This is a genomic window from Enterobacter soli ATCC BAA-2102 (genome assembly GCF_001654845.1).
GTDB classification, from domain to species: Bacteria; Pseudomonadota; Gammaproteobacteria; order Enterobacterales; family Enterobacteriaceae; genus Enterobacter; species Enterobacter soli.
In genome coordinates this window covers 35,842-54,710 of the sequence record NZ_LXES01000012.1, presented here as the reverse complement: position 1 = coordinate 54,710, position 18,869 = coordinate 35,842, and the positions used below count along the sequence as shown (strand labels likewise).

Genomic DNA, 18,869 nt, shown 5'->3' with positions numbered 1-18,869 from the left:
TACGTGAAGATCTGCTTAGTAGATGAATCAGGCGCCGGAGACGGCGCCTTATCTGTTCTGGCCGCCCGCTGGGGACTGGAGCACGATGACGAAAATCTGATGGCGCTGGTGATGACGCCAGAACATCTGGAATTACGTAAACGCGACGAGCCGAAGCTTGGCGGGATCTTTGTCGACTTCGTGGGGGGTGCCATGGCGCACCGGCGCAAATTCGGCGGTGGTCGTGGCGAAGCGGTCGCTAAAGCGGTTGGGATCAAAGGCAGTTATCTGCCGGATGTGGTGGATGCCACGGCGGGATTGGGGCGCGATGCCTTTGTGCTGGCGTCGGTTGGCTGTCGTGTGCGGATGCTGGAGCGTAATCCGGTTGTGGCGGCGTTGCTGGACGACGGGCTTACCCGTGGCTATGCAGACCCGGAAATTGGCTCGTGGTTGCAGGAGCGTTTGCAGCTTATTCACGCCTCCAGCCTGACGGCGCTGACGGATATTACGCCGCGTCCGCAGGTGGTCTATCTTGACCCGATGTTCCCGCATAAGCAGAAAAGCGCGCTGGTGAAAAAAGAGATGCGTGTGTTTCAGTCGCTGGTGGGGCCGGATTTGGATGCTGATGGTCTGCTGGAGCCTGCCCGTCTGCTCGCGACAAAGCGTGTGGTGGTGAAGCGCCCGGACTATGCGCCACCGTTGGCGGATGTTGCTACGACCAATGCGGTGACCACCAAAGGGCACCGGTTTGATATCTACTCAGGTACGCCGGAATAAAAAAAGCCGGGTGGCGGCTTCGCCTTACCCGGCCTACGTCCTCGATCTATCCCCTCTCCCTTTGGGAGAGGGTTAGGGTGAGGGGAATTTAACGCACTTACTCTTCTTCTTCGTCACGCAGTGGAACAATCAGCATATCCACGTGAACGGTGTTGATCAGCTGACGCGCTGAAGACATCAGCTTGCTCCAGAAGTCCTGGTGATGACCGCAAACCACCAGGTCCATATCGTATTTCTTGATTGCATCAACCAGTACCTGACCCAGATCGCCGCTACCGCTTAAGGTTTCGGTGATAGGGTAGCCCGCATTGGTAGACAGCTCGCTCAGCGCATGGTGAGTCTCTTCGGAGATACGCTTTTGCATATCACCCAGATTCACATCGATCAGACCGGTATAGAGATCGGAGTAATTCACATCAACGTGAATCAAAGAAACTTTCGCGTTATAGGGACGCGCCATGGATACCGCTTTATCAACCAGCACTTTGCTCTCTGGGGAGAGGTCTACCGCGATGAGAATGTGTTTGTAAGCCATAGTGTTACTCCTTCCTTAAGTTATCGATGACTAAAAGAGAAAGCCGTCGTCTATTGCTTTCATTACGGCCCAGTTCAACAAATTTTTCAAGCCTTCGTGTTGATAACGATTAACCTTGTGGCAAAAAAATTAACGGATCTCCTACACTATTTAATGAGCCGTTCGGATATTAAAACGCGAACCGGATCGACTTTTGAGTCATTCTTTCACTGAACTGTCTGTCAGGGCATTGGGGTGCGGTAGCTCAGGAGCCTTGCTTCGTGGGTGGACGCCGGGGAGGATGTATGATTAGCACCGTCGCATTGTTTTGGGCGTTATGCGTAGTTTGCATAGTGAATATGGCGCGCTACTTCTCATCGTTACGTGCGCTGTTAGTGGTACTTCGTGGTTGCGATCCGTTGCTTTATCAGTATGTGGACGGTGGAGGGTTCTTCACCGCGCATGGACAGCCCAGCAAGCAGATGCGTCTGGTGGGGTATATCTATTACCAGCGCTACCGCGATCATCACGATGAAGAGTTTATCCGTCGCTGTGAGCGCCTGCGTCGTCAGTTCATTTTAACCAGCGCCCTGTGTGGCCTGGTCGTGGTCAGTATGATTGCATTGATGATTTGGCACTGAGCATAAAAAAAAGCGGGCCAGTTTCCTGGCCCGCTTTTTTGTTGCGCTTAACGAATTAAATCAGCTTCAGCGCAATCCAGTACAAACCACCAGACAGCAGGATGGATGCCGGGAGTGTGAACACCCAGGCCATCAGAATGTTGGTCACAGTTTTGCGTTGCAGACCACCACCGTCAACAATCATGGTACCCGCCACGGAGGACGAAAGTACGTGGGTCGTGGACACTGGCATCCCGGTGTAGCTCGCCAGACCGATAGAAACTGCCGCTGTCATCTGCGCGGACATACCCTGCGCATACGTCATGCCTTTCTTACCAATCTTCTCGCCGATTGTTGTCGCCACACGGCGCCAGCCAATCATCGTACCGATACCCAGTGCCAGCGCAACCGCCATGATGATCCAGATTGGCGCGTACTCAATGGTATTGAGCATATCGCCTTTCAGTTTCTTCAGCAGTCGCTGGTCGTCAGCGCTTGTGCCAGGCTGTTTCGCCACTTTATCCGTCACATCAGAGATGCAAAGCATAATGCGGCGCAGCTGACCACGCTGCTCAACGGTGAGTTTGTCGTAGCTTTCGATATCGCCCAGCATACCTTTCGCACGTTCCAGCGCATTAATCGCATTTGCCGGGTGGCAGTGGAACTCGCCAGGTGCGGTGGTTGCGCCCGCTTCAGGTGAAGGGATCAGCTGGTCAACACCGGTCGCTTGCTTCAGCAGCTCAGGGTGCTGCTGGAAGTAAATTTCGACGTTGTTCACGGCATCACGGGTACGCGTGATTTCGTAACCGGAAGCATTCATGTTGACCACAAAGCCTGCCGGAGCAACACCAATCAGTACCAGCATCACCAGACCAATGCCTTTCTGACCATCGTTCGCGCCGTGTGAGAAGGCCACGCCGATAGCGGAAAGGATCAGGGCAATACGCGTCCAGAATGGCGGTTTTTTCTTGCCGTCTTTCTTCTCACGCTCTGCCGGTGTCAGGTGAATACGGGAGCGTTTTTTGGTATTGCTCCAGTAACGACGCAGGATGAAAATCAATCCACCTGCTACCACCAGACCCACGATAGGGGAGACGATAAGTGAGGCAAAAATCCCCATCACTTTCGGGATGTTCAGCGCATCAACAACCGATGTACCGGTCATCAGGGCGTTCGTTAACCCAATACCGATAATCGCGCCGATGAGGGTGTGAGAACTGGATGCAGGCAGGCCGAAATACCAGGTACCGAGGTTCCAGATAATTGCAGCAAGCAGCATTGAGAACACCATAGCAAGGCCATGGCCAGAACTAACGTTAAGCAGCAGATCCGTTGGCAACATATGCACGATGGCATACGCAACGCTCAGTCCGCCCAGGAGGACACCAAAAAAGTTAAATACCGCCGCCATAACAACCGCAAGTTGCGACTGCATTGCGCGAGTGTAGATAACCGTTGCTACTGCGTTTGCAGTGTCGTGGAAGCCGTTGATTGCTTCGTAAAACAGAACAAAAACCAGTGCAAGCAATAATAAAAGCCCGGTATGTAAATCCAGGCCAGCAAACAAATGTAGCATAGGACGTTACGCCATTTTGAGGACATGAACGCGGCGCATTATCCAGGACAAATGCGCAACGGGCAAAGTGAAATATAGCTTTTTTTTGATATTCCTTCGGCTTTGTTGGGCTTAGGTAAAGAAATATATTTTATATTTCAAATATATGACTGATATCTGGCTTATTTGCGCTGGTGCGACCACAGCGGAAACTTTACAATCCGCGCAGTTAACGAAGAGGGTTTTGACGTGGAAAGGTTTGATGCCGTTGTGATTGGGGCCGGTGCGGCGGGTATGTTTTGTGCGGCAATGGCCGGGCAAGCGGGCCGTCGGGTGCTGCTGCTGGATAATGGTAAAAAACCCGGACGCAAGATCCTGATGTCTGGCGGTGGCCGCTGCAACTTTACCAATTTGTATGTCGAACCCGCGGCGTATTTGAGTCAAAACCGTCATTTTTGCAAATCTGCGCTGGCGCGCTACACCCAGTGGGATTTTATCGATCTGGTGGGTAAACACGGCATCGCCTGGCACGAAAAAACACTGGGGCAGCTGTTCTGCGACGACTCCGCTCAGCAGATTGTCGATATGCTGGTGGCCGAGTGCGAAAAAGGTGCTGTGGTGACGCGCCTGCGTACGGAAGTGCTGGAAGTATCGCGCGATGAGCAAGGCTATACGCTGCAACTGAACGGGGAAACCGTCAGCGCGGATAACCTGGTGATTGCCAGCGGTGGGCTGTCGATGCCGGGGCTGGGGGCATCACCGTTTGGCTATAAAATTGCTGAACAGTTTGGCCTGAAGGTGCTGCCTACACGCGCCGGACTGGTGCCGTTTACGCTGCATAAGCCGTTACTTGAACAACTTCAGACGCTCTCAGGTGTCTCTGTTCCCTCCGTTATCACTGCCGAAGATGGCACGGTATTTCGTGAAAACCTGCTCTTCACCCATCGCGGGCTCTCCGGCCCGGCGGTGTTGCAGATCTCCAGCTACTGGCAGCCGGGCGAGTTTGTGACGGTCAATCTGGTGCCTGATTGTAACCTGGAAAGCTTCCTGGACGAGCAGCGCAATGCACATCCTAATCAAAGCCTGAAAAATACGCTGGCGATGCAGTTGCCGAAGCGTCTGGTTGAGTGTTTACAGGTGTTAGGGCAGGTGCCGGATGTGTCCCTTAAGCAGCTTAACAGCCGCGATCAGCAGGTGCTGGTCGATACCCTGACAAACTGGCGCGTGCAGCCCAACGGTACCGAAGGCTACCGTACCGCAGAGGTGACGCTTGGTGGCGTGGATACCGATGGGCTTTCCTCGCGCACCATGGAAGCGCGTAACGTGCCGGGTCTCTATTTTATTGGTGAAGTGATGGATGTCACCGGCTGGCTTGGCGGGTATAACTTCCAGTGGGCCTGGGCGAGCGCATGGGCGTGCGCACAGGCTCTGGCAGAGAAATAATCACCCTACGCAATTATTGCACCAACATTTCCCCGGCTTTCCACTAAGCTTCGACTCAGAAAAGCAGTTTCAGGTGCCCCGGCGCGTTCAGCGGGGCAATCTTCTCTTTCTCAGTCCGAGCCCTTTCCATGCAGCTACTCAGCATCATTATTTTGCTCACGCTTACCGTGGTCATCCATTCGCTGTGGATGTTTTGCGTTTTAAAATTCATAAACCTGGAAGTCGATTCCGCGGTGCGTGTTGTGCTGCGCAATGTCGGCATTGTGATTTCAATGATTTTCGCCCACCTTCTCGAAGCTGGGTTATTTGCCGCTTTTTATTTTGTGATAGATGCGTTTAAGGACTGGAACACCAGCTTCTACTTTTCGCTGGTGAGCTACGCCACGGTGGGATATGGCGATGTGACGTTACCGCAACACTGGCGGCTGATTGGCGGGCTGGAAGGGCTGGTGGGCGCCCTGATGGTGGGCTGGTCAGTGGCGGTGCTGGTGGCCGTGCTCCAGCGCCTCCGTGGCATGAGCGCCTAATCGAAAGATGCGCCTACCCCTTGGAGTAAGGTAAAGTACGTTTCCTTGCGCAGCCGATTAGGTTGCGGCTTTGAGGGTGAAAGGCTGATAAACAGCCCGCCCTTTTCTACTTCTGGTTTTAACCAGTCTGCATGGTTAGTGTTTTGTCTTCAAAAAGGGTTGTTTATGTCTTCTGCTCATCTCGGTTTCCCGACTGAAACCGTTGTTGTCTTTGTCGTGATGGCTGTCGGGGCGATGTTTATCGACCTCTTCATGCACCGTCACGATAAACCTGTCTCGCTGAAAAGCGCCGCCATGTGGTCTATTTTCTGGGTCCTGATGGCGATGGCGTTCGCCGGGTTCCTCTATGTGCATCATGGCGCGGAGATGGCGAGCCTGTTCCTGACCGGTTATGCGCTGGAAGAGGTGCTGTCGGTCGATAACTTGTTTGTCATGATGGCAATTTTTGCCTGGTTCGGCGTGCCGGATAAGTACCGCCACCGCGTGCTTTACTGGGGCGTGCTGGGAGCGATTGTCTTCCGCGGTATTTTCGTCGCCATTGGGACCAGCCTGCTGAGTCTGGGGCCCTACGTTGAGGTTATCTTTGCGCTGGTCGTTGGCTGGACGGCACTGATGATGCTCAAACGTAATGAAGAGAGTGATGAGGTTGAAGATTACTCCGGCCATCTGGCCTACCGTCTGGTGAAACGCTTTTACCCAGTCTGGCCGAAAATCAGCAGCAATGCGTTTATCCTGACCCAGAAAGAGGTGGATGCCGAGCTTGAAAAGCCGGAAAACCAGGATGTCATGGTCGGGCGCGTGAAGAAGGCGAAGCGTTACGCAACACCACTGCTGCTCTGCGTGGCGGTTGTGGAGTTGTCTGATGTGATGTTCGCGTTTGACTCGGTCCCGGCGATTATCGCCGTCAGCCGTGAACCGCTCATCATCTACAGTGCGATGATGTTCGCTATCCTCGGTCTGCGTACGCTCTATTTTGTGCTGGAAGCGCTGAAACAGTACCTGGTGCATCTGGAAAAAGCGGTGGTCCTGCTGCTGTTCTTTGTCGCGTTTAAGCTGGGCCTTAATGCTACCGATCACTTCTGGCACCACGGTTACAGCATTGGCGCAACCGCCAGCCTGTTTGTGGTGTTAGGGGTGTTAGCGTTGGGGATCATTGCGAGCGTGATGTTCCCGGGCAAACGTGAGGACTGATGTCCTGTTTTCTCCCTCTCCCTGTGGGAGAGGGCCGGGGTGAGAGCACCAGAGCGCACTAACCCTTAATCGGTGAATTCCGGCGCTTGCGCGGATGGTGGAAGTGTCGCCAGTGCGGATCCTGCGCCGCCGCCAACAGTTCGTGGTCACCACGCGTGTCGCCCCAGGCGCGCAGATGGTAATCGTTCAGATTGCCATACACTTTTTCCAGTCTGGCGACCTTCTGCGCACAGCGGCAGTTGTTACCGGTGATCCGCCCGGTCAGCTTGCCGTTTTTCACTTCAAGCTGTGTCCCGATAAGCTTAATGCCAAGCTTATCGGCCCATGGCTGCAATACCAGCGCCGGAGAGGCTGAACAGATAGTCACTTCTGCACCGGAATTGACCTCTGCGGCAACCGCCAGCACACCCGCCGGGCGCATCAGCTTCGTCCAGTATTTCTCGCAAAACGCTTCAGCCTGCTGGCGCAGCCAGTGTTCATCTACGCCGGTCAGGAAGGTTTTGATCAGCACTTCTTTCAGCTCATCGCGCGTCAGCTTGCGGCGCACACAGTGGAGCGTCGGCAACGCCATACGCACCAGGCGCCCTGCAAAGTAACGTTTACCAAAGGCAAAACGCAGGAAAGGGATAAAGCTGTCGTGGTGCGTCAATGTTCCATCAAAATCAAAGACAGAGAGCACGTTGGACTTGGCCACTGCCTCGTCGGCAATCATATTGGTCATAAATACGTCTTAGCTGAAATACACATTCTGCTCATTAGTTTACCTGCTTTACCCCGTCAGTCCTTCTGTAACGTGCATTTTTTATCAATCTTGCGACCTGAAAGTGAGTCCATTTTTGGCTTCGATAAAGATTGGGTAAAAAGTGAGCTGTCTATATTATCGCCACATCGAAAGATATTTCGGGGGAACATTGGCCCCACGCGTAAGGAAAAATTCACTCACTGCTTCTTTCTTGATATGACTCTTAGATCGCTAATTTCAATACTCTCGTTAAGTTTTGCTTCATTTTCTGCCTTTAGTTTTCAACTGCCCGCGTCGATGTTATCCATGAACAGCGAGCTGGCGACCTCTCCGGCGAAAGCTGCGCTGGTGCATCAGGAAACGGGTCCGCTGCGCTCACGTATTCTTGATCAATATCAGAAGTGGAAAGGGACTCACTATCAGTGGGGCGGCACCACGCATCACGGGGTGGATTGCTCGGCGCTGATGCAACATCTGTTCAGCGATGCGGCGCACCTTGACCTGCCGCGCACCACGGGCGAGCAGATCCATCGCGGTGTGCAGGTGGCGCAATATCGCTTAAAAGCCGGGGATTTGGTGTTTTTCCAGACCAGCCCGACCCGTAAGCATGTTGGCGTCTATATCGGTGACAGCCTGTTCATTCATGCTTCGAGCAGCCAGGGCGTCACGGTTTCAGCGTTGACCGACAACTACTGGCAAGAGCACTTTATTACTGCCCGCCGGGTAGCAGGCAGTTCGGCCTGAGCAAGTCAGATAATATCGTCCACCACGCCGCCATCCACGCGTAATGCCGCGCCGGAGGTGGCGGAAGCCTGCGTTGAACAGACATACACCACCATATTGGCCACCTCTTCAACCGATGCGGCGCGCTGGATAACCGAGCTGGGGCGGTTGGCCATCACAAACTCTTTCGCCAGCTGTTCCAGCGATTTGCCGGTCCTTTCGATTTCGTCTTTCATCATTTCAGCAAAGCCATCGGAGATCGTTGGCCCTGGCAGCACGCTGTTCACCGTCACGCCACTTCCCGCCACGAATTTCGCCAGGCCGCGCGCCAGTGAGAGTTGCGCGGTTTTGGTCACGCCATAGTGGATCATATCAGCCGGAATATTGCAGGCCGATTCCGATGAAATGAAGACCACGCGACCCCAGCCTTTTTGCACCATACCCGGCAGCAGGGCGCGGGAGAGCCGTACACCTGACATCACGTTGGTTTGCCAGTAGCGCTCCCAGGTGGCATCGTCGGTGTCGTAAAAATCCAGCGGGCCGTAAATCCCGGCGTTGTTGACCAGAATATCGACACTGGATGCGACTTTCAGCAGGGACTCAACCCCTTCAGGGGCGCTGAGGTCGGCAATGGCAGCCCGCACCTGGACACCCGGCACTGCCTGCTGGAGTTGCTGTATTCCGTTATTGACCGATTCGGTGCTACGCCCGTTGATGATCACTTCCGCGCCGCCTTCGGCCAGCCCTTTGGCAATGGCAAAACCAATGCCGCCCGTGGAGGCCGTGACCAGCGCAACTTTCCCCGTAAAATCAATTTTCATTGTCTGCTCCTCGTGGTTTTCAAAGTTCAGACCTTAAAGCGTAGCAGTTGGGGGTTACCGGGGTTGGCTAAAAAGGCGCAGTAGTGTTTCAACCTGTTCGTCCAGCGGCGTCAGGGCACGCTTCACGATCAGATGCAGAGGCGTGGCACGGCGCGTGCCGTGGCTCAGCGGCAGTATTTTTAGCACGCCCTGTTCAAGCTGGGTCTGAATGCGTTCTTCCGGCAGCCAGCCATAGCCCACCTGATACATCACGGCCTCAATGGCGGCATCGATGGTCGAAAATGTCCAAGACTCTCCGGCAGCGCTGGCGGCAGGCTGGTTATCTACAATATGAATTAATGGCCACGGACGCAGCATCTCGTCATTTAACGGTGTATTGAGCGCAAATAAGGGGTGATCGCGATGGGCGACGGCAACAAAATCAATGTTCATCAACCATTCGCCAAGCCCGGTGATGTCCTGACGGCGGGTTAACACCATGACATCGGCTTCATTATTGACGATATCTGAGCTGGCATTTTCCAGCACTTCCGTCAGCCGTACCTGTGTCTGCGGGTAAATTTGCTGGAACTGGCGCAAAATGGCGAACAGGCGGCGGCGCGGAAAAATGTTGTCCACGACCAGGTCTAACCGCGTGCGCACCCCGTTGCGCAGCGTTGCGGCTCGTGTTTCAACATATGAAAAGGCCTTGAGCAGGGGTTTTACCTGGTTGAGAAGTAATTCTCCGGCAGGGGTTAATACCGCACGTCGACCTTCCGGCGCCAGAAGCGCGACTCCCAGCCGCTCCTGCAATAAAGACAGGTTATAACTCACGGAGGACTGGCTGCGGGCCGTCTCTTCTGCCGCTTTGGCAAAGCTACCAAGCTCTACCACCTTCTCCAGTAACGACCACTGTTCCAGCGTTGTCTTGTGCATAACGTATCTAAAATTTGAATGAATTTGATTCAAACATAGCGTTATTCATTCATTTTTTGAAGGGGTACGATCGTCTCATCAAAACAGAGGAGACACATTATGAGCACCTTCGACAAACATGATTTGAGCGGTTTTGTGGGTAAACACCTGGTCTACACCTACGACAATGGCTGGAACTACGAGATCTACGTGAAAAATGACACCACACTGGATTACCGCATTCACAGCGGCATCGTGGCGAACCGTTGGGTCAAAGACCAGCAGGCGTATATCGTGAGGGTGGGTGAGAGTATTTATAAAATCTCCTGGACTGAACCTACCGGCACGGATGTTAGCCTGATTGTGAATCTGGGCGACAAACTCTTCCACGGTACGATTTTCTTCCCACGCTGGGTGATGAATAACCCGGAAAAAACGGTCTGTTTCCAGAATGATCATATCCCACTGATGAATACATACCGTGACCAGGGGCCGGCGTATCCTACTGAAGTGATTGATGAGTTTGCGACCATTACCTTTGTACGGGACTGTGGTGCGAACAATGATTCGGTGATTGCCTGTGCTGCCAGTGAATTGCCGGATGATTTCCCTGCTAATCTTAACTAAGCGCGACAATTCACTTATTTAAAAAGTTCCCGGGTGATTTCGTCTTTCAGGCGAAATACCCGGGATTTTTATTTTGGTTGAGATTTCATTTACTTTTCTTATTATTTTCACTGCAATCAAGTGAAATAAAACCGTAATTTGTCGTGAGCATAATCACAAAAAAATTAAAAAAGCAGAGAATTCATCTATCTTGCTGTTGATAAACGGTTTTTTCACTCCCCCTTCTTGCTCGTCTCATTGTAATTTTGCTGTGTCTTAATTTTTTCCTAAGAAAAGAAGACTACTTTGCCTTAGTTGATGGTTTGTTGACATAAGTGAAGCAACGACTAAATTTTATTTGGTCTTTATTTAAAATCTATCTTGCATGATCCCATTGAGCTGCCCATTACGACAGCGCAGTAAAAGATGACGCCTTTAATACAGCAAGGAAATTAATAATGAGTGATTTTCTGCCTTTTTCGCGACCGTCGATGGGCGCTGAGGAAATTGCGGCGCTTCAGGACGTTTTGATGTCGGGCTGGATCACCACAGGGCCGAAAAATCAGGAGCTTGAAGAAGCATTTTGTAAGCTGACGGGGAATCGCCATGCAATTGCGGTTTGCTCTGCAACGGCTGGGATGCACGTCACGCTGATGGCGATGGGCATTGGTCCTGGTGATGAAGTCATTACCCCTTCTTTAACCTGGGTGTCGACCCTCAATATGATTGTGCTGCTGGGCGCAACACCCGTGATGATCGATGTCGACAAAGACACGCTGATGGTAACGCCTGAAGCCATCGAAGCCGCGATTACCCCACGCACCAAAGCTATCATCCCCGTGCATTATGCGGGGGCACCTTTTGATATCGATGCGGTTCGCGCGATTAGCGAACGTCATGGTATCCCTGTGATTGAAGATGCTGCCCACGCAGCAGGTACTTACTACAAAAATCGCCATGTTGGCTGGCAAGGTACCGCTATCTTCTCTTTCCACGCGATCAAGAACATGACCTGCGCGGAAGGCGGATTAGTGGTGACGGATGACGAACAACTGGCGCAACGCATTCGCAGCCTCAAGTTCCACGGGCTCGGTGTTGATGCCTATGACCGCCAGACTCACGGACGTGCGCCACAGGCGGAAGTTATCTCTCCGGGTTATAAGTACAACCTCGCGGATATCAACGCCGCGCTGGCGCTGGTCCAACTGGGTAAATTGAGCGAAGCCAACGCGCGTCGTCGCGAAATTGCTGAACGTTATCTGACCGAGCTTGCGGATACGCCTTTCGAGCCGCTGCGCATTCCGGCCTGGCCGCATGTCCATGCATGGCATCTGTTTATCATTCGCGTTGATGAAGCCCGATGTGGGATCTCACGTGACGCGTTAATGGACGCGCTGAAAGCAAAAGGCATTGGTACTGGCCTGCATTTCCGTGCTGCCCATACGCAAAAATACTATCGCGAGCGTTTCCCTGATGTGTCGCTCCCGAACTCCGAATGGAACAGCGCGCGTATTTGTTCACTCCCTCTTTTCCCGGATATGACGCATGACGACGCAACGCGCGTCATTACCGCGCTCCATCAGCTAGCAGGAAATTGATATGTTCAGCGCACCACCTGTACAAAAAGTCTCAGTCGTAATCCCGGTTTACAACGAGCAGGAGAGCCTGCCTGAACTTATCCGCCGCACCACGGCTGCCTGTGAAACCATGGGCAAGGCCTACGAAATTCTGCTGGTAGATGATGGCAGCAGCGACAATTCTGCTCAGATGCTTACCGATGCCGCTGAGGTTGAGGGAAGCCACATCGTTGCCGTGTTGCTTAACCGTAACTATGGTCAGCACTCCGCCATTATGGCCGGCTTTAGCCATGTAACGGGCGACCTGATCATCACGCTGGATGCCGATCTGCAAAACCCGCCGGAAGAGATCCCGCGCCTGGTAGCGAAAGCTGATGAAGGCTATGACGTGGTCGGCACTGTTCGTCAGAACCGCCAGGACAGCCTGTTCCGCAAGCTGGCGTCGCGCACCATTAACCGTCTTATCCAGCGCACGACCGGTAAAGCAATGGGCGATTACGGCTGCATGTTGCGCGCCTACCGTCGCCACATCGTTGACGCCATGCTGCATTGCCACGAGCGCAGTACGTTCATTCCTATTCTTGCTAATACCTTTGCCCGCAGAGCGACTGAAATTCCGGTACTGCACGCAGAGCGCGAGCACGGGGAATCGAAGTACAGCTTTATGCGCCTGATTAACCTGATGTATGACCTGATCACCTGCCTGACCACCACGCCGCTGCGTTTGTTAAGCGTTTTCGGCAGCGTTATCGCGCTGGCCGGGTTTGCGATTTCCGTTCTGCTGGTCGCGTTGCGACTGATCTTCGGCCCTCAGTGGGCGGCGGAAGGGGTCTTTATGCTGTTTGCCGTACTGTTCATGTTCATCGGTGCCCAATTTGTTGGGATGGGCTTACTCGGTGAGTACATCGGCCGTATTTATAACGATGTTCGCGCACGTCCGCGCTACTTTATTCAACGTGTTGTCCGTCAGGAACACAAAGCATCTCAAGAGGAAATTCACCCATGAAAGCTGTTGTATTTGCCTATCACGATATGGGGTGTACGGGCACGCTGGCCCTGCTGGAAGCGGGTTATGACATTGCTGCAATCTTCACTCACCCGGACGCTGCCGGAGAAAATAACTTCTTTGGTTCCGTGGCGCGTATTGCCGCAGAGCGTGGCATCCCGGTGTACGCCCCTGATGATGTAAACCATCCGTTGTGGGTTGACCGCATTCGTGCGCTTTCTCCTGATGTGATTTTCTCTTTCTATTATCGCAATCTGCTGAGCGACGACATCTTAAGCCTGGCGCCAAAAGGCGCGTTTAACCTGCACGGCTCCCTGCTGCCAGCATACCGTGGCCGCGCGCCGCTGAACTGGGTGCTGGTGAATGGTGAAACGGAAACCGGCGTGACCCTGCATCGCATGGTGCGTCGCGCTGATGCGGGCAATATCGTGGCCCAGCAAAAAGTGGCTATCGAAGCCGATGAAACCGCGCTGCAACTGCATCACAAACTGTGTGGCGCTGCGCAAAACCTGCTGCGCGATGTGCTGCCTTCCATCCAGCAGGGCTCCTTTAAAGAGACCTCGCAGGATGAGAGCAAAGCAAGTTGCTTTGGCCGTCGTAACCCGGAAGATGGCCGTCTGGACTGGGCGAAACCTGCGCGTCAGCTGCACAACCTGGTGCGTGCGGTCACTGACCCGTGGCCGGGCGCGTACAGCTTCGCGGGCGTCAGCAAATTTATTGTCTGGAAATCTCGCGTACGTGACGACATTCCGGCAGCAAAACCGGGCACGGTTGTCTCTGTTTCCCCGCTGGTGGTGAGCTGCGGCGAGCAGGCGCTGGAAATTCTGACCGGTCAAACTGACAACGGCGTATACGTTCAGGGCGCGCAGCTGGCGCAATCCCTGGGTCTGGTTGCGGGCGCAATTATCACCAGCGCACCGGTTGTAGCCATCAAACGCCGCACCCGCGTGCTGATCCTCGGTGTAAACGGCTTTATCGGTAACCACCTGACCGAACGTTTGCTGAAAGACGACAACTATGAAATCTATGGCCTGGATATCGGCTCTGATGCGATCAGCCGTTTCCTGACCAACCCGCGCTTCCACTTCGTTGAAGGGGATATCAGCATCCATTCCGAATGGATCGAATACCACATCAAGAAATGTGATGTGGTGCTGCCGCTGGTGGCGATCGCGACTCCGATTGAATACACCCGTAACCCGCTGCGCGTGTTCGAGCTGGACTTCGAAGAGAACCTGAAGATCATCCGCGACTGCGTGAAATACGATAAGCGCATCATCTTCCCGTCCACGTCTGAAGTGTATGGCATGTGTACGGACAAAAACTTCGACGAAGACACCTCTAACCTGGTGGTTGGCCCAATCAACAAGCAACGCTGGATCTACTCTGTGTCCAAACAGCTGCTGGACCGCGTGATTTGGGCATACGGCGAGAAAGAAGGCCTGCGCTTTACCCTGTTCCGTCCGTTCAACTGGATGGGGCCGCGTCTGGATAACCTGAATGCCGCGCGCATCGGTAGCTCGCGTGCGATCACTCAGCTGATCCTGAACCTGGTCGAAGGCTCTCCAATCAAACTGATCGAAGGCGGTAAACAGAAGCGTTGCTTTACCGATATCTCTGACGGTATCGAAGCGCTGTTCCGCATCATCGAAAACAAAGATGGCCGCTGCAACGGTGAAATCATCAACATCGGTAACCCGGAAAACGAAGCCAGCATTCGTGAACTGGCTGAGATGCTGCTGGCAAGCTTCGAGCGCCACCCACTGCGTGACCAGTTCCCGCCGTTTGCGGGCTTCCGTGAAGTGGAAAGCAGCAGCTACTACGGTAAAGGCTATCAGGACGTTGAGCACCGTAAGCCAAGCATCCGTAACGCTAAGCGCTGCCTGAACTGGACGCCGGAAGTGAAGATGGAACAGACCATCGATGAAACGCTCGATTTCTTCCTGCGCACTGTGGAGCTGTCGGAACAGACATCATGAAAAAAGTCGGCTTACGTATAGACGTCGACACCTTCCGTGGCACGCGTGACGGCGTGCCCAAACTGCTGGAGTTACTGGGCAAGCATGATGTGCGCTCCAGTATCTTCTTCAGCGTGGGGCCGGATAACATGGGACGCCATTTATGGCGTCTGATTAAACCGGCGTTCCTGTTCAAAATGCTGCGCTCACGCGCAGCATCGCTCTACGGCTGGGATATTTTGCTGGCCGGCACCGCCTGGCCTGGCAGGCGCATCGGCGCGGGTAATGAAGACATTATCCGCGAAGCATCGCGTTTGCATGAGGTGGGGCTACATGCCTGGGATCATCATGCGTGGCAGGCCTGGGCCGGGGTGTGGGATATCCCACGTCTGGGCCGTGAGGTTGAACGCGGTATGATGGAGCTGGAAGCCATTACCTGTAAACCGGTGCAGTGCTCTGCGGTGGCAGGCTGGCGGGCGGATCAGCGCGTGGTGAAAGCTAAACAGCCATTCGCGTTTCGCTATAACAGCGACTGTCGCGGCAGCGGACCGTTTTTACCGCAGCTGGGTGAAAACATGTTCGGCACCGTGCAGATTCCGGTAACGCTTCCGACCTGGGATGAAGTGGTGGGGCGCGAGGTGACTGCCGAGGGCTTTAACCGTTACATTCTGGACTGCATTCATCGTGATACCGGTACGCCGGTGTATACCATCCACGCCGAAGTGGAAGGGATTGCGTATCAGCATGATTTTGATGCGCTGCTGACGATGGCCGCAGAGGAAGGTATTCAGTTTTGCCCACTCAGCGAACTGCTGCCTGACGACCTCAGTACATTGCCTGTAGGCAAAATTGTTCGTAAAGAAATGGCTGGCCGGGAAGGCTGGCTTGGCTATCAACAAACCGTGAGCCCGGTATCATGAAAGCAGCCCGTTATGGCTTTGCGCTTTTCGCACTGTTTGTCATTTACTACCTTATTCCCGTCGATATCCGCCTGTTATGGCAGCCTGATGAGACGCGCTACGCGGAAATTAGCCGTGAAATGCTGGCATCAGGGGACTGGGTCGTCCCTCACTTCCTGGGACTTCGCTACTTTGAAAAACCGATAGCCGGATACTGGGTTAACAGTATCGGGCAGATGCTGTTTGGCCATACCAACTTTGCCGTGCGCGCGGGAGCGATATTCTCCACCGGGCTGGCGGCGCTGATGGTGATCTGGCTGGCATGGCGCATCTGGCGCGATAAACGCGTCGCCTTGCTTTCGGGCGTTATCTTCTTAACCCTCTTCCTGGTGTATGGCATCGGTACGTATGCGGTGCTGGATCCGATTATCACACTCTGGCTGGTGTCGGCAATGTGCAGCTTCTGGCTGGCAGCGCAGGCGAAAACCTTCGCCGGTAAAGCGGGCGGCTACGTGCTGCTTGGGCTTGCCTGTGGCATGGGGGTGATGACCAAAGGGTTCCTGGCGCTTGCTGTGCCGGTGATTGGCGTGCTGCCGTGGGTGATTGCCCAGAAACGCTGGAAAGAGGTGCTGCTGTTTGGCTGGCTGGCCATCCTCAGCTGTGTGCTTATTGTTCTGCCCTGGGGGCTAGCAATTGCCCACCGTGAGCCGGACTTCTGGCGCTACTTCTTCTGGGTTGAACATATTCAGCGCTTTGCGCAGAGCGATGCCCAACACAAAGCGCCATTCTGGTATTACATTCCGTTCCTGATTGCCGGAAGCCTGCCGTGGCTGGCCTTGTTGCCTGGTGCCCTGCGTCAGGGCTGGCGTGGCCGACAGGACGAAGGTGGCGGATTGTACCTGCTCGGTTGGGTGGTTATGCCTCTGGTGTTCTTCAGTATCGCCAAAGGGAAGCTGCCGACCTATATCCTGCCGTGCTTTGCACCGCTGGCGATGCTGATGGCGCATTACGCCTGCACCGTGGCGGAAAAGAGCGGCAAAGTGCTGCGCATCAACGGGTGGATCAACCTGGCGTTTGGTGCGATCGGCGTGGTGGCGGCGCTGGTGGTTTCCCCGTGGGGGCTGTCAAAACACCCGGTCTGGACGTCCGTTGAGCTGTACAAAGTCTTCTGCGCGGTGGTGGCTTTCCTGATCTGGGCCGCTGTGGGCTGGTTTACCCTGCGTCAGAGTCAGCAGCGCTGGTGGCTGGCGGCACTGTGTCCGCTTGGCCTGACGCTGCTGATTGGCTTTGCTATCCCGAATCTGGTGGTGGATTCAAAACAGCCGCAGTCGCTGGTGGACACCGTACGTGAGCCGCTTCAGGACAGCCGTTTCGTTCTGGCGAACAACGTGGGCGTCGCGTCTGGCCTGGCATGGGAGCTCAAGCGTAACGATATCGTTCTGTATGGTCAGAGCGGTGAGTTACGTTATGGGCTGGACTACCCGGATGTGAAAGACCGGTTTGTCGGCAAAGACGATTTCCCGCAATGGCTGGAAGAACATCGCCAGCAGGGGCGGATCTCGATGGTGATCCTGTTGTCGAAAAACGACGATCTTGAGCGCCTGAAGCTGCCAAAACCGGACAGCCTGTATATTCAGGGGCGTCTGGCTTACTTGCAGTATCTGCCGCAATGATGACCTGGTTCTGGCTAGTACTGGCTAGCCTGCTGAGCTGCGCAGGACAGCTGTGCCAGAAGCAGGCCACCCGCCCGGCGAAATCCGGGCGGCGTGGCGCGCATATCGTCCTCTGGCTCGGCCTGGCGTTGCTGGCGCTGGGCTTCGGAATGCTGGTCTGGCTGGTGGTGCTGCAACGCCTTCCTGTAGGGATTGCTTACCCGATGCTGAGCCTGAACTTTGTCTGGGTGACGCTGGCGGCAAAAACGTTCTGGCGTGAGAGCGTCGCGGCGCACCACTGGCTCGGCGTAGGGTTCATCATGGTTGGGATCATCCTGTTGGGAGGGAGCCTGTGAAAGGCGCATTCTGGGCGTTGTGTAGCGTGGCGTTAGTCAGCATCGCACAGCTGTTGTTACGCTACGCCATGGTCACACTCCCGCCGGTTGGCGAGGATTTTTCGTTTCTCATCGCGCTGTGGCATTTTGCACCGGGTACCGGGTCGCTGATGCTCGGGCTGATGGGTTATGTGGCTTCAATGGGGTGTTGGTATCTGGCGCTGCATCGTCTGGCGCTCAGCAAAGCCTATGCCTTGCTGAGTCTCAGCTACATCCTGGTGTGGGGCGCAGCTATTCTGCTGCCCGGCTGGGGAGAAACCTTCTCCTGGCACGGGCTGGCGGGGGTCGGATTTATTATTCTGGGAGTGCTGACCATTTTTCTGCCGACGCGTCGTCGGCCGAATGGATCAGAGCCGTCGTAAGGCCAAAGGGTGTGGTCGTGCACACGGCAAGGCTCAGGGAGTCGACCTGGCAGTGGCTTACCGTATGGAGGGTGCTGGCAGCACTGTCGATACTCACTATTTGCCAGGAGTGCGCGCCACGCTGTTTGATGATGGCGCCTTTACGCGTCCAGATACGCCAGAACACGGCAAGCTGACTCTCTGGTTTCTCGTTTTCCATTTCATCATGTTCGGCATTACTGAAGACCGCATTTGCCAGCGTACGCCAGTTATCCTGCGGGCGTATGTGTTCCAGTGAACAACCTACATCACCTTCATCACTGACAATCAGGGCGATATCGTCATCACAATGGCTGATGCTAAACCACAGCGGATAGTCGTCAGCAAAGCCTGGTTTTCCCTGTTCGCTATAGACAATTTCCGGCAAAGGTTGTGGTGCAAACAGGCGGGAAAGCAACCCGCGGCCAGCCAGCCAGCGGTCGCGCTGTTCGCCCGTAGGGGCGTGCAGGGCAAGAGCTTGTGCCCAGCGGTCGGTGCTCAGCGAGGAGATCTTTCCCAGAAAAACCTGGTACATATAACGTCGGGCCTTAAGTCGAAACAGAGATAACCGCAAAGTTGCGCGGCGAAACCAATACTATAATCCAATGCT

20 protein-coding genes are annotated in these 18,869 nt (G+C 54.4%); 14 read left to right on the top strand and 6 right to left on the bottom strand.

The genetic code is table 11. The features are described 5' to 3' along the window. The first annotated feature begins 3 nt into the window (after positions 1 to 3). Complete coding sequence (gene rsmJ, locus M987_RS04480; protein WP_041162153.1) at positions 4 to 756, top strand: 16S rRNA (guanine(1516)-N(2))-methyltransferase RsmJ; 753 nt, start codon at positions 4 to 6, stop codon at positions 754 to 756. Positions 757 to 853: 97 nt separating this feature from the next. Here rsmJ and uspA read toward each other — a convergent pair whose 3' ends face one another. Beyond that, complete coding sequence (gene uspA / locus M987_RS04475; RefSeq protein ID WP_014072197.1) at positions 854 to 1,291, bottom strand: universal stress protein UspA; 438 nt, start codon at positions 1,289 to 1,291, stop codon at positions 854 to 856. A gap of 284 nt (positions 1,292 to 1,575) precedes the next feature. On the opposite strand from uspA, the gene uspB reads away from it, so the two are divergent. Continuing rightward, a complete protein-coding gene (gene uspB / locus M987_RS04470; protein WP_014072196.1) occupies positions 1,576 to 1,911 on the top strand; it encodes a universal stress protein UspB in 336 nt (111 codons plus the stop codon). A gap of 55 nt (positions 1,912 to 1,966) precedes the next feature. Here the strand turns inward: uspB and pitA are convergent, their stop codons facing one another. After that, a complete protein-coding gene (gene pitA / locus M987_RS04465) occupies positions 1,967 to 3,466 on the bottom strand; it encodes an inorganic phosphate transporter PitA (RefSeq protein WP_014072195.1) in 1,500 nt (499 codons plus the stop codon). Between the two features lie 228 nt (positions 3,467 to 3,694). Between pitA and M987_RS04460 the strand changes: the two genes are divergently transcribed. The 3 genes from M987_RS04460 to M987_RS04450 all read left to right on the top strand — a co-directional run bounded on the left by M987_RS04460 (position 3,695) and on the right by M987_RS04450 (position 6,606). After that, entirely contained in the window at positions 3,695 to 4,888 is a 1,194-nt protein-coding gene (locus M987_RS04460; protein WP_014072194.1) for a BaiN/RdsA family NAD(P)/FAD-dependent oxidoreductase, read from the top strand. A gap of 128 nt (positions 4,889 to 5,016) precedes the next feature. After that, entirely contained in the window at positions 5,017 to 5,415 is a 399-nt protein-coding gene (locus M987_RS04455; protein WP_014072193.1) for a potassium channel family protein, read from the top strand. A gap of 165 nt (positions 5,416 to 5,580) precedes the next feature. Next, a complete protein-coding gene (locus tag M987_RS04450) occupies positions 5,581 to 6,606 on the top strand; it encodes a TerC/Alx family metal homeostasis membrane protein (protein ID WP_014072192.1) in 1,026 nt (341 codons plus the stop codon). 58 nt (positions 6,607 to 6,664) lie between these two features. Here the strand turns inward: M987_RS04450 and M987_RS04445 are convergent, their stop codons facing one another. Next, entirely contained in the window at positions 6,665 to 7,327 is a 663-nt protein-coding gene (locus M987_RS04445) for an HAD family hydrolase (RefSeq protein ID WP_014072191.1), read from the bottom strand. 237 nt (positions 7,328 to 7,564) lie between these two features. On the opposite strand from M987_RS04445, the gene M987_RS04440 reads away from it, so the two are divergent. Next, positions 7,565 to 8,092 (top strand): NlpC/P60 family protein, encoded by a 528-nt coding sequence (locus M987_RS04440; RefSeq protein WP_041162152.1) that lies wholly within the window; start codon positions 7,565 to 7,567, stop codon positions 8,090 to 8,092. Positions 8,093 to 8,097: 5 nt separating this feature from the next. On the opposite strand, the gene M987_RS04435 is transcribed toward M987_RS04440, so the two are convergent. After that, on the bottom strand, positions 8,098 to 8,892 hold the full coding sequence (locus M987_RS04435; RefSeq protein ID WP_014072189.1) for an SDR family NAD(P)-dependent oxidoreductase: 795 nt from the start codon (positions 8,890 to 8,892) through the stop codon (positions 8,098 to 8,100). 54 nt (positions 8,893 to 8,946) lie between these two features. Further along, positions 8,947 to 9,807 (bottom strand): LysR family transcriptional regulator, encoded by an 861-nt coding sequence (locus tag M987_RS04430; protein WP_014072188.1) that lies wholly within the window; start codon positions 9,805 to 9,807, stop codon positions 8,947 to 8,949. 99 nt (positions 9,808 to 9,906) lie between these two features. Here M987_RS04430 and M987_RS04425 point away from each other — a divergent pair, with 99 nt between their 5' ends. The 8 genes from M987_RS04425 to arnF all read left to right on the top strand — a co-directional run bounded on the left by M987_RS04425 (position 9,907) and on the right by arnF (position 18,241). Continuing rightward, positions 9,907 to 10,413: a phenolic acid decarboxylase gene (locus M987_RS04425; protein ID WP_014072187.1), complete on the top strand. Its 507-nt coding sequence runs from the start codon at positions 9,907 to 9,909 to the stop codon at positions 10,411 to 10,413. A gap of 437 nt (positions 10,414 to 10,850) precedes the next feature. Next, positions 10,851 to 11,990, top strand: coding sequence for a UDP-4-amino-4-deoxy-L-arabinose aminotransferase (gene arnB / locus M987_RS04420; RefSeq protein WP_014072186.1), 1,140 nt, complete (start codon positions 10,851 to 10,853; stop codon positions 11,988 to 11,990). A gap of 1 nt (position 11,991) precedes the next feature. Beyond that, positions 11,992 to 12,975, top strand: coding sequence for an undecaprenyl-phosphate 4-deoxy-4-formamido-L-arabinose transferase (gene arnC, locus M987_RS04415; protein WP_014072185.1), 984 nt, complete (start codon positions 11,992 to 11,994; stop codon positions 12,973 to 12,975). Continuing rightward, entirely contained in the window at positions 12,972 to 14,954 is a 1,983-nt protein-coding gene (arnA, locus tag M987_RS04410) for a bifunctional UDP-4-amino-4-deoxy-L-arabinose formyltransferase/UDP-glucuronic acid oxidase ArnA (protein ID WP_014072184.1), read from the top strand. The genes arnC and arnA overlap by 4 nt, the downstream gene beginning before the upstream one ends. After that, entirely contained in the window at positions 14,951 to 15,853 is a 903-nt protein-coding gene (gene arnD / locus M987_RS04405; RefSeq protein ID WP_014072183.1) for a 4-deoxy-4-formamido-L-arabinose-phosphoundecaprenol deformylase, read from the top strand. Before arnA ends, arnD begins: the two co-directional genes overlap by 4 nt. Next, complete coding sequence (arnT, locus tag M987_RS04400) at positions 15,850 to 17,505, top strand: lipid IV(A) 4-amino-4-deoxy-L-arabinosyltransferase (RefSeq protein ID WP_014072182.1); 1,656 nt, start codon at positions 15,850 to 15,852, stop codon at positions 17,503 to 17,505. The genes arnD and arnT overlap by 4 nt, the downstream gene beginning before the upstream one ends. Next, positions 17,502 to 17,840 carry a 4-amino-4-deoxy-L-arabinose-phosphoundecaprenol flippase subunit ArnE gene (gene arnE, locus M987_RS04395; protein WP_014072181.1) on the top strand — a complete coding sequence of 113 codons (339 nt, stop codon included), beginning with the start codon at positions 17,502 to 17,504 and terminating at the stop codon, positions 17,838 to 17,840. The genes arnT and arnE overlap by 4 nt, the downstream gene beginning before the upstream one ends. Beyond that, positions 17,837 to 18,241, top strand: a complete 405-nt coding sequence (gene arnF, locus M987_RS04390; RefSeq protein ID WP_014072180.1) for a 4-amino-4-deoxy-L-arabinose-phosphoundecaprenol flippase subunit ArnF — start codon at positions 17,837 to 17,839, stop codon at positions 18,239 to 18,241. Before arnE ends, arnF begins: the two co-directional genes overlap by 4 nt. Here the strand turns inward: arnF and acpT are convergent. Next, positions 18,174 to 18,794 (bottom strand): 4'-phosphopantetheinyl transferase AcpT, encoded by a 621-nt coding sequence (gene acpT / locus M987_RS04385; RefSeq protein ID WP_014072179.1) that lies wholly within the window; start codon positions 18,792 to 18,794, stop codon positions 18,174 to 18,176. The genes arnF and acpT overlap by 68 nt on opposite strands. Positions 18,795 to 18,869 lie beyond the last annotated feature (75 nt).

What these genes read in the sequence shown, in the direction of transcription:
- uspA (WP_014072197.1), bottom strand. Translation starts at nt 1,291, where the DNA reads ATGGCTTACAAACACATTCTCATCGCGGTAGACCTCTCCCCAGAGAGC.
- uspB (WP_014072196.1), top strand. Translation starts at nt 1,576, where the DNA reads ATGATTAGCACCGTCGCATTGTTTTGGGCGTTATGCGTAGTTTGCATA.
- pitA (WP_014072195.1), bottom strand. Translation starts at nt 3,466, where the DNA reads ATGCTACATTTGTTTGCTGGCCTGGATTTACATACCGGGCTTTTATTA.
- M987_RS04455 (WP_014072193.1), top strand. Translation starts at nt 5,017, where the DNA reads ATGCAGCTACTCAGCATCATTATTTTGCTCACGCTTACCGTGGTCATC.
- M987_RS04450 (WP_014072192.1), top strand. Translation starts at nt 5,581, where the DNA reads ATGTCTTCTGCTCATCTCGGTTTCCCGACTGAAACCGTTGTTGTCTTT.
- M987_RS04445 (WP_014072191.1), bottom strand. Translation starts at nt 7,327, where the DNA reads ATGACCAATATGATTGCCGACGAGGCAGTGGCCAAGTCCAACGTGCTC.
- M987_RS04440 (WP_041162152.1), top strand. Translation starts at nt 7,565, where the DNA reads ATGACTCTTAGATCGCTAATTTCAATACTCTCGTTAAGTTTTGCTTCA.
- M987_RS04435 (WP_014072189.1), bottom strand. Translation starts at nt 8,892, where the DNA reads ATGAAAATTGATTTTACGGGGAAAGTTGCGCTGGTCACGGCCTCCACG.
- M987_RS04430 (WP_014072188.1), bottom strand. Translation starts at nt 9,807, where the DNA reads ATGCACAAGACAACGCTGGAACAGTGGTCGTTACTGGAGAAGGTGGTA.
- M987_RS04425 (WP_014072187.1), top strand. Translation starts at nt 9,907, where the DNA reads ATGAGCACCTTCGACAAACATGATTTGAGCGGTTTTGTGGGTAAACAC.
- arnB (WP_014072186.1), top strand. Translation starts at nt 10,851, where the DNA reads ATGAGTGATTTTCTGCCTTTTTCGCGACCGTCGATGGGCGCTGAGGAA.
- arnC (WP_014072185.1), top strand. Translation starts at nt 11,992, where the DNA reads ATGTTCAGCGCACCACCTGTACAAAAAGTCTCAGTCGTAATCCCGGTT.
- arnA (WP_014072184.1), top strand. Translation starts at nt 12,972, where the DNA reads ATGAAAGCTGTTGTATTTGCCTATCACGATATGGGGTGTACGGGCACG.
- arnD (WP_014072183.1), top strand. Translation starts at nt 14,951, where the DNA reads ATGAAAAAAGTCGGCTTACGTATAGACGTCGACACCTTCCGTGGCACG.
- arnT (WP_014072182.1), top strand. Translation starts at nt 15,850, where the DNA reads ATGAAAGCAGCCCGTTATGGCTTTGCGCTTTTCGCACTGTTTGTCATT.
- arnE (WP_014072181.1), top strand. Translation starts at nt 17,502, where the DNA reads ATGATGACCTGGTTCTGGCTAGTACTGGCTAGCCTGCTGAGCTGCGCA.
- acpT (WP_014072179.1), bottom strand. Translation starts at nt 18,794, where the DNA reads ATGTACCAGGTTTTTCTGGGAAAGATCTCCTCGCTGAGCACCGACCGC.